This is a genomic window from Hydrogenophaga sp. (genome assembly GCF_041633695.1).
Classification (GTDB): domain Bacteria; phylum Pseudomonadota; class Gammaproteobacteria; order Burkholderiales; family Burkholderiaceae_C; genus Hydrogenophaga.
The window spans coordinates 1-9,073 of record NZ_JBFJMY010000156.1 but is presented as its reverse complement, the minus strand read 5'-3'; the positions used below and the strand labels follow the sequence as shown (position 1 = coordinate 9,073).

Sequence of the window (9,073 nt, the reverse complement as noted above, 5' to 3'; positions counted from 1 at the left end):
GCGGTGAGGTCGCCGTCGTCGTCGTAGACACGGTCCGATGCGATGAACCCGAGCTGGTTGATGTAAAAGTCGGCCAGCGGAGCGACGCGCTGTGTGCGCAGCGCAAAGTGCTGCAAACGCGCCGACAGACCGGATGGCGGCGCTGCGGCGGGTGCTGCCGGTGCTGCCTCTGGAGCCTGGAACGCCACCTCATGGCCTTTAGGGTCGCGCAGAGCGTAGTGGGTCGCCGTGTCCTCGATCAGTGCCACGGCGCGCGTGAGCAGTGTGGCGCGGTGGGCGTCGAACGCGGCCCGATCACCGAAGCGCAGCGTGACGCGGCGCAATTGCGCCGGTGCACCAGCCGTGAATGTCAAGCGCCGTTCTGGTGCGCTGCAGATGAAGGTACCGTCTTGTTCGGTGCAATCCAGCCGGAAGGTCTTGGCGTAAAACGCAGCCAGTGCCTGCGGGTCGCTTGCGCTGAGGTCGAGTTGACCGAGGGTGGCGCCGATTTCCATGTGTGGGACTCCTGTTCGAGGACACGATGATCGGTGCTGACGGGATAGGCGTCAAAGGCGAGTCTCACATGTTGAGACTTGAAACCAAGATTGATCAAACCCTGAGCGGTGTGATTTGATCGCCACCTCGTCGTTATCCCCATGGAGAGTTCAATGCGCAAGAAAGACATTCCCGCCCACATACTGCCCAAGCACCTGGCGCTCTACTACGGTGGCCAGTGGCATGAACCGAGAGCCGGCCAGTACGCCGACACGCTCAATCCCGCCTACAACGAAGTCATCGCGCAGGCGCCGGTCGCCGATGCCGACGACGTCGATGGCGCCGTGCGCGCCGCGCACGCAGCGTTCGCCACATGGCGCAAGGTGACGCCGACCGACCGCGGCCGCCTGCTGCGCAAGGCCGCTAGCGCGCTGCGCGAACACGCCGATGAACTGGCAACGCTGGATGCGCTCAATACCGGCAACCCGTTTTCGATGCTGCGCGGCGACGCCGGCATGGCTGCCGACGGCCTCGACTACTTCGCCGGTCTCGCCACCGAGATCAAAGGCGAGACGATCCCGATGGGTGACAACCACCTCAACTACACGTTGCGCGAGCCCATGGGGGTGGTGGCGCGCATCGTCGCCTACAACCACCCGTTGATGTTCGCCGCGCTGCGCATCGCCGCACCGCTGGCCGCTGGCAACACGGTGGTTGTGAAGTCACCCGATCAAGCGCCGCTGTCGCTGTTCCGGCTGGCGGAAATCATCGGTGACATCTTCCCCGCCGGGGTGGTCAACTTTCTCAGCGGTGGCCGCGCATGCGGAGAAGCGCTGTCGCAGCACCCACTGGTGCGCAAGGTGACGCTGATTGGTGGCGTGCCGACCGGCAAAGCGGTGATGCGATCGGCGGCGGACACCTTGAAGCCGGTGTTGCTCGAACTGGGCGGCAAGAACGCGCTGATCGCTTATCCGGACGCCGATTTCGACAAGCTCGTCAACGGGATCATCGGTGGCATGAACTTCACCTGGTGTGGGCAGTCGTGCGGTTCGACGAGCCGCGTCTTCCTGCACGCGTCGATCCACGATCAGGTGCTGGCGGCAGTCGCCGAGCAACTGCCGAAGCGGCACCGCCCCGGCATCCCGACCGACCCCGAGACGACCATGGGTTCGCTCGTCAGCCGGGCCCAACTCGAAAAGGTGCAAGGCTTTGTGCGCGACACCTTGGTTGAAGGCGGTCGCCTCGTTTGCGGTGGCAAGCAGCCCAGCGATGTGGCCCTGGCCGATGGCTGTTTCTTCGAGCCGACGGTGTTCGCCGACATGCGCGCCGACATGCGGCTGGCGCGCGAAGAGGTGTTCGGCCCGGTGATGGCGGTGTTCAAGTGGAGCGACGAAGACGCGCTCTTTGAGCAGGTCAACGGCGTCGACTTTGGCCTGACCGGATCGATATGGACCCGGGATCTGAACACCGCCCACCGCGCGGTGCAGCGCATCGATACGGGGTACGTGTGGGTCAACAACTCGAGCCAGCACTTTCTGGGCACGCCGTTCGGTGGCATCAAACAATCGGGTATCGGGCGCGAGGAGTGCTTTGAGGAATTGCTTGAGTTCACGGTGACGAAGAACGTCAATGTGAAGCTGGGTTGAGCGTGGGGTGGGCGCCGCTTTGCTGGGTATCCACCAAAGCGGCGTAAGTGTGCGATCCATCCCACAAGGCCGAAGCGCGACCTGATGACCCGGCTCAAGGGCGTTTCCTGCAGGATCGCCGCGTCACTGCGCGGGTACCCGCATGGTCAGCACCACTTGCCAGACGGCACATCTCACCATTTTTGGCCGGTCGGTGCAGTGGGGGTCTGGAATTGCGCATCGCCTATAAGCTGCGAAAGCTGAAAAATCTGAACAATCAAAATAACTAATGGAGTTCCAAACCCACTGATGTTGTGAGGCTTGTCACTGAAATCCCAGGGTATACCCACCCGTGCCTAGGGCTTCCACGCATGAAAGCCCGGAAACGCTTGGCTACAATTCCGCCACCAACCCGCAGTCTGTCCTGTTCCAAGGTCGAGCCTGGCGGGTTTTTTGCTACTAGGTTGAAACAGGCCGTTGCCACACCGGCAGCAAGGGCCTGAAAAAAACGGAGAAGTTTCATGGAAACCTTGCTGCAGCAGATCATCAACGGTCTGGTTCTCGGCAGTATGTACGCGCTGGTGGCCTTGGGCTACACCATGGTGTACGGCATCATCGGCTTGATCAACTTCGCGCACGGCGACGTGCTCATGGTGGGGGCGCTCACCAGCTGGTCCATCATCCAGAGCATGATGGAGTCGTCCCTGGGGTTGCCCAGCTGGCTGTTGCTCCTGCTGGCCACCGTCATCGCCATGGTGGTGTGCGCGGCCTTGAACTTTGTGATCGAAAAGCTGGCCTACCGGCCGCTGCGCAATTCGCCCAGGCTGGCGCCGCTGATCACGGCCATCGGGATGTCGCTCCTGCTGCAAACCTTGGCCATGATCATCTGGAAGCCGAACCCGAAGTCTTACCCTTCGATGCTTTCGACCGATCCCTACCACTTTGGTGGCGCGGTGATCTCGGTCACGCAAATCACGATTCTGGCCACCACGGTGGTGACGCTGGCCTTTTTGATGTGGCTGGTCAACCGCACCAACCTGGGGCGGGCTATGCGGGCCACGGCGGAAAATCCGCGTGTGGCCGCCTTGATGGGCATCAAGCCCGACATGGTCATCTCCGCCACCTTCATCATCGGCGCCATGCTGGCGGCCATCGCCGGCATCATGTGGGCGTCGAACTACGGCACGGTGCAGCACGCCATGGGCTTCATGCCGGGCCTGAAGGCCTTTGTGGCGGCGGTGATGGGCGGCATCGGCAACCTCGCGGGTGCGGTGGTCGGCGGTGTGGCGCTGGGCCTGATCGAGTCGCTGGGTGCGGGCTACCTGGGCAAATTCACCGGTGGCGTGCTGGGCAGCCAGTACACCGACATCTTTGCCTTCATTGTTCTGGCCATTGTGCTGACGCTGCGCCCCTCGGGCCTGCTCGGTGAGCGTGTGGCCGACCGCGCCTAAACCGCCAGGAGATTCAAACCATGCTGAATTCCAAAACGGGCAAGCTGATTGCCTTTGCGATCGCCGCGCTGGCCTTGCTGGCCTTGCCATTGCTGTTGCAGTCCACGGGGAGCAACTCCTGGGTGCGCATTGTGGACATCGCCTTGCTCTACGTGTTGCTGGCCCTGGGCCTGAACATCGTGGTGGGTTATGCGGGTCTGCTCGATCTGGGCTACATCGCCTTCTTTGCGGTGGGCGCCTATGTGTTCGCTTTGCTCGGTTCACCCCACCTGACGGATGTGTTTCCGGCCATCAAGGCCTGGTTTCCCAACGGGGTCCACATCGCCATGTGGGCGGTCATCTTCGTGGCGGCCTTGATCGCCGGCATTGTGGGGGTGATTCTCGGGGCGCCTACGCTGAAGCTCAGAGGCGACTACCTGGCCATCGTGACGCTGGGTTTTGGCGAGATCATCCGCATCTTCTTGCTGAACATGGACCGCCCGCTCAACATCACGAACGGACCCAAGGGCCTGAGCCAGATCGACACCATCCGCATCTTTGGACTGGACATCGGCCAGCCGCTGGAAGTGCTGGGCTACCGGTTCGAGATGGTGACCATGTACTACTACGTGTTCCTCGGTTTTGTCCTGTTTGCGGTGCTGTTGTCGTACCGCTTGCAGGATTCGCGCATCGGCCGCGCCTGGATGGCGATCCGCGAAGACGAGACCGCCGCCAAGGCCATGGGCTTGAACACGCGCAACCTGAAGCTGCTGGCATTTGGCATGGGCGCATCGTTCGGCGGCGTGTCCGGGGTGTTGTTTGCTTCTTTCCAGCGCTTTGTGTCGCCCGAGTCCTTTTCGCTGATGGAATCGGTGATGGTGGTGGCCATGGTGGTGCTGGGTGGCATTGGCCACATTCCCGGCGTGATCCTGGGCGCCTTGCTGCTGGCGGGCTTGCCCGAGCTGCTGCGCCACGTGGCGGGGCCGCTCACACAGCTCACCGACGGCCGTCTGGCGCCGGAAATCCTGCGCCAGCTGCTGATCGCGCTGGCCATGGTGGTGGTGATGTTGCTGCGCCCCAAAGGCTTGTGGCCCGCGCCCGAGCACGGCAAATCCTTGAGCAAGTGAGCGGAGAAAACCCAATGAGCGCAGTGCAGAACCGCTTCCCAGCAGCGAACACCCCCTCGGGGCCCCAGGGCTACACGTTCGTGACGAACATGGGAGCCACACGATGAGCAGTGACATTATTCTCAAGGTCGCGAACGTGTCCAAACGCTTCGGCGGCCTCCAGGCGCTGAGCGACGTGGGCATCGAGATCCGGCGTGGTCAGGTCTATGGTCTGATCGGGCCCAATGGCGCGGGCAAGACCACGTTCTTCAACGTGCTGACCGGCTTGTACACACCCGACAGCGGCTCCTTCGAACTGGCGGGCAAGGCGTACACGCCCTCGGCGGTGCACGAAGTGGCCAAGGCCGGTATCGCACGGACGTTCCAGAACATCCGGCTGTTTGCCGAGATGACGGCGCTGGAAAACGTGATGGTGGGACGCCATGTGCGCACCCATTCGGGCCTGATCGGCGCACTGTTTCGGACCTCGGGCTTCAAGCACGAAGAGGCGGCCATCCGCGCACGCGCTCAAGAACTGCTGGACTACGTGGGCATTGGCAAACTGGCCGACTACAAGTCGCGCACGCTGAGCTACGGCGACCAGCGGCGGCTCGAAATCGCGCGTGCCCTGGCCACCGACCCCCAGCTGATCGCGCTGGACGAGCCGGCGGCGGGCATGAACGCCACCGAAAAGCTGCTGCTGCGGGAGCTGATCGACCAGATCCGCAAGGACAACCGCACCATTTTGCTGATCGAACACGATGTCAAACTGGTCATGGGTTTGTGCGATCGCGTGACGGTGCTGGACTACGGCAAGCAGCTCGCTTCGGGCACGCCGGCCGAGGTGCAGAAAGATCCCAAAGTGATCGAGGCCTACCTGGGCACCAGCGGCCATTGACATGGCCCGCGCCCCGGTCCCATGGAGGGACGCACCTGCAGTCTGGCCAAGCCGGTTCTGCGGTGTTCCGGGCAGCGGTTTCATGCGCGGCGATGGCAACGAACAAGGAAGAATGACATGGCAAACACCCTACTCAAAGTCACCGGCCTGAAGGTCTCTTACGGTGGCATCAAGGCCGTCAAAGGCATCGATCTGGAAGTGCAGGAGGGCGAGCTGATTTCGCTGATCGGCTCCAACGGCGCGGGGAAAACCACGACCATGAAGGCCATCACGGGATCGCTGTCCATGGAAGGCGGTGACATCGAATACATGGGCAAGAGCATCCAGGGCAAAGGTGCCTGGGATCTGGTGCGCGAAGGCCTGGCCATGGTGCCTGAGGGGCGCGGCGTGTTCACCCGCATGTCGATCCTGGAGAACTTGCAGATGGGTGCCTACATCCGCAAGGACACGGCGGGCATTGCCAAGGACATCGAGCGCATGTTCGGCATCTTCCCCCGCCTCAAAGAACGCAAGGACCAGTTGGCCGGCACCATGAGCGGTGGTGAGCAGCAAATGCTGGCCATGGCGCGGGCGCTCATGAGCCAGCCCAAGGTGCTGTTGCTGGACGAGCCGTCCATGGGTCTGTCGCCCATCATGGTGGACAAGATTTTTGAGGTGGTGCGCGATGTGTCGGCCCAGGGCGTGACCGTGTTGCTGGTGGAGCAGAATGCCCGCCGCGCGCTGCAGATCGCCGACCGCGGTTATGTGATGGACTCGGGCGAGATCACCATGACGGGCAAGGGCATCGACATGCTCGACGACCCCCGGGTGCGCGAAGCCTACCTGGGCGAATAACGGGCCAATAGCGCGGCGAACCAGGCGCCGCGTTGGCATATCGGCGCTGCGGCCCGGTGGCCCCGCAGACCCATCTGGGCTCAGTGCTGCGCGAGGTACTCCGGCACCCGTTCCTGCAACCAGTTTCGGGTGCTCTCGGCACTGGGCAGGGCACCGGCATCCCGCACCCAGGCCACCACGGCATCCACGTCCAGTTGGCTGGGTGCGCCCTTGGCCACGCGCAGCTTGGGGTGGGGCGTGGGCTCGGTGGTTTCGTCGTTGGCCAGCAGTTCTTCGTACAGCTTTTCGCCCGGGCGCAAACCGGTGAACGCGATGGGAACGTCCTGCTCGGTCTGACCCGACAGCCGGATCAACAGGCGGGCGAGTTCCACGATCTTCACCGGCTCGCCCATGTCCAGCACGTAGATGTGGCGCGTCAGCCCCACGAGCCCCGCCTGCAGCACCAGTTGCGCGGCTTCCGGAATGGTCATGAAGTAGCGCACGATGTCGGGGTGCGTCACCGTGACCGGCCCGCCGCGCGCAATCTGGCTGGTGAACAAGGGCACGACCGATCCGCTGGAGCCCAGCACATTGCCAAACCGCACCGCCACAAAACGCGTGGCTTCGAACTCGACCGCGACCGCCTGCATCATCTGCTCGGCCAGCCGTTTGCTGGCGCCCATCACATTGGTCGGGTTCACCGCCTTGTCGGTGGAGATGAGCACAAAGCGTTGTGCACCGCAGTGGCCGGCCATGCGGGCCGCGTGCAAGGTGCCCAGCACATTGGTGCGCAGGGCTTCGATCTCGTTGAGCGACTCCATGAGCGGCACGTGCTTGTAGGCCGCCGCGTGGAACACCGCCGCTGGCCGGTGCCGCTGGCCAATGGCCAGCAGGCGTTCCTGCTCGCGCACGTTGGCGGTGTAATAAAAGCCCTGCATTTGCGGGTGCGCTTGCCGCAGCTCCTGCTCCAGCTGGTAGATGGCGAACTCGGACACATCCACGCAAACCAGTTTCGAAACACCAAAACGCGCGATCTGGCGGCACAGTTCGGACCCGATGGAGCCTCCCGCGCCGGTGACCAGCACGGTTTGGCCGGCGATCAGCTCGGACAAGCCTTTTTCATCCAGCGCCACCGGCGTGCGCCCCAACAAATCTTCCAGCTCGATGCGCCGGGGCTGGCCGGCATCGTTTTGCAGCCACTCGTCGGGACGCGGCATGGTCAGCAGCGGCAGACCGGCATCGCTGGCGCCCATCAGCGCGTCGCGCCGGGCGTCCGACCCGGGGGCAGACACCACCAAGGCGGCAGCGGCCGCTGTGCGTTCGGCGATGCGCGGCAACTCGGCCAAGGTGCCCAGCACGCTCAGGCCTTGCAGGCTGCGGCCTTTCTCGGCGGCCACCGGGCTGATGATGCCGGTCGGGGACCACAGGCGCAGGCCACGCAGAGCGGGCAGGGCGGCGGCGGCGTCTTGCACCGAACCGATGATCAGCAGGGGTTTGCCGGTTGGCAAGCCCTGGGTCTGCTGCGTGAACAGCAGGCGCGCACCCACCCGCACCGCACCGAGCAGCAACAGGGTCAGCATCGGGTGCAGCAACAAGACCGAGCGTGGGAAAAAGGGCACGCGCAGCATCAGGATCAGCGCGGTGGTGAGCAGCCCACCCAGAACCACGCCGTACACCAGCCGTGTGAGTTCGGCCACGCTGGTGTAGCGCCAAATGTGGCGGTACACCCGCCAGCCCAGCAAGCTGAAGCCCAGGCCCAGCAGCGGCCAGATGCTGGTCTCCAGCATCATGGCGTGGAACTCGTCCGGCGTTTCGAAGTTGAAACGCAGCCAAAAGGCGAACCACCAGGCCAGGGCGGTCAGCGCCAGATCCAGACCAAAGGCCACGAGGTTGGATTTAAGCCAGCGCACGGTCGCTCTCGGCTTGCGACAAGGCGCGGCGCAGGTGGTCGATCACGCGGTCCTGCTGTTCTTCGCTGAGGTTGGAGCCCGAGGGCAGGCACACACCGGTTTCAAACAGCTGGCGCGCCACATCGTGTTCCTTGTCCGGCGCCTGTTGGTGCGGGAAGTACGGCGCACCTGCGAACAGCGGTTGCAGGTGCATGGGTTTCCAGATCGGTCGCACTTCGATCGAATGGCGCTCCAGCGATCGCATGATGGCATCGCACTGCGCCGTGGCATCGGGGTTGGCGAGCGTGAAGCAGGTCAGCCAGCGCGTGGTGCGGTGGCCTGCGGGTTCGGGCATCCACCGGATGTCGGGCACGTCGGCCAAAGCGGTGCGGTAGCGCTCGAACACCTGGCGGCGTTGCGCCACCCGCTGTTCCAGCACCCGCAGCTGGCCGCGCCCGATGCCGGCCAGCACATTGCTCATGCGGTAGTTGTAGCCCACGTCCACGTGCTCGTAGTGGCGCGCGGGCTCGCGCGCTTGCGTGGAGAGCTTGCGGGCACGCGCGATCAGCTCGGCGTCGTCCGACACCAGCATGCCGCCACCCGAGGTGGTGATGATTTTGTTGCCGTTGAAGGAATAGACACCGAGACGGCCGAAACTGCCGCTGGCGCGGCCTTTGTACCGGGCACCCAGCGATTCGGCCGCGTCTTCCAGCACCGGCACGCCGTAGCTTTCGCAGATCGGCAGCAGCGCTTCCATGTTGGCGCTCTGGCCATAAAGATTGACCAGGATCACGCAACGCGGCAGGCGGTTTTCGCGCTGCGCCCAGGCCAAAGCCCG

At 63.8% G+C, this 9,073-nt stretch carries 7 protein-coding genes and 1 pseudogene; 5 read left to right on the top strand and 3 right to left on the bottom strand.

Annotated features, from left to right (window positions below; all coding sequences use genetic code 11):
• Positions 1-494, bottom strand: a pseudogene (locus ABYB95_RS11370) (hypothetical protein); the annotation flags it as partial.
• A gap of 153 nt (positions 495-647) precedes the next feature.
• Here ABYB95_RS11370 and ABYB95_RS11365 point away from each other — a divergent pair.
• From ABYB95_RS11365 to ABYB95_RS11345, 5 genes are all read left to right on the top strand, one after another.
• Positions 648-2,120 carry an aldehyde dehydrogenase family protein gene (locus ABYB95_RS11365; protein WP_372658637.1) on the top strand — a complete coding sequence of 491 codons (1,473 nt, stop codon included), beginning with the start codon at positions 648-650 and terminating at the stop codon, positions 2,118-2,120.
• A gap of 500 nt (positions 2,121-2,620) precedes the next feature.
• Positions 2,621-3,550: a branched-chain amino acid ABC transporter permease gene (locus tag ABYB95_RS11360; protein ID WP_372658636.1), complete on the top strand. Its 930-nt coding sequence runs from the start codon at positions 2,621-2,623 to the stop codon at positions 3,548-3,550.
• Positions 3,551-3,570: 20 nt separating this feature from the next.
• Complete coding sequence (locus ABYB95_RS11355; RefSeq protein WP_372658635.1) at positions 3,571-4,656, top strand: branched-chain amino acid ABC transporter permease; 1,086 nt, start codon at positions 3,571-3,573, stop codon at positions 4,654-4,656.
• Positions 4,657-4,759: 103 nt separating this feature from the next.
• A complete protein-coding gene (locus tag ABYB95_RS11350) occupies positions 4,760-5,533 on the top strand; it encodes an ABC transporter ATP-binding protein (RefSeq protein ID WP_372658634.1) in 774 nt (257 codons plus the stop codon).
• A 117-nt stretch (positions 5,534-5,650) separates the two neighbouring features.
• A complete protein-coding gene (locus ABYB95_RS11345) occupies positions 5,651-6,367 on the top strand; it encodes an ABC transporter ATP-binding protein (RefSeq protein ID WP_372658633.1) in 717 nt (238 codons plus the stop codon).
• 80 nt (positions 6,368-6,447) lie between these two features.
• Here ABYB95_RS11345 and ABYB95_RS11340 read toward each other — a convergent pair whose 3' ends face one another.
• The gene (locus tag ABYB95_RS11340; protein WP_372658632.1) at positions 6,448-8,256 is read right to left on the bottom strand and encodes a polysaccharide biosynthesis protein; all 1,809 of its coding nucleotides are present in this window, start codon (positions 8,254-8,256) and stop codon (positions 6,448-6,450) included.
• Positions 8,243-9,073, bottom strand: an 831-nt coding sequence (locus tag ABYB95_RS11335) for a DegT/DnrJ/EryC1/StrS family aminotransferase (RefSeq protein ID WP_372658631.1), incomplete at its 5' end; no start/stop codon positions are given. The genes ABYB95_RS11340 and ABYB95_RS11335, both read right to left, overlap by 14 nt.

Excerpts from the sequence above, each read along its gene's own strand:
- ABYB95_RS11360 (WP_372658636.1), top strand. The coding sequence starts at position 2,621 with ATGGAAACCTTGCTGCAGCAGATCATCAACGGTCTGGTTCTCGGCAGT.
- ABYB95_RS11365 (WP_372658637.1), top strand. The coding sequence starts at position 648 with ATGCGCAAGAAAGACATTCCCGCCCACATACTGCCCAAGCACCTGGCG.
- ABYB95_RS11350 (WP_372658634.1), top strand. The coding sequence starts at position 4,760 with ATGAGCAGTGACATTATTCTCAAGGTCGCGAACGTGTCCAAACGCTTC.
- ABYB95_RS11355 (WP_372658635.1), top strand. The coding sequence starts at position 3,571 with ATGCTGAATTCCAAAACGGGCAAGCTGATTGCCTTTGCGATCGCCGCG.
- ABYB95_RS11345 (WP_372658633.1), top strand. The coding sequence starts at position 5,651 with ATGGCAAACACCCTACTCAAAGTCACCGGCCTGAAGGTCTCTTACGGT.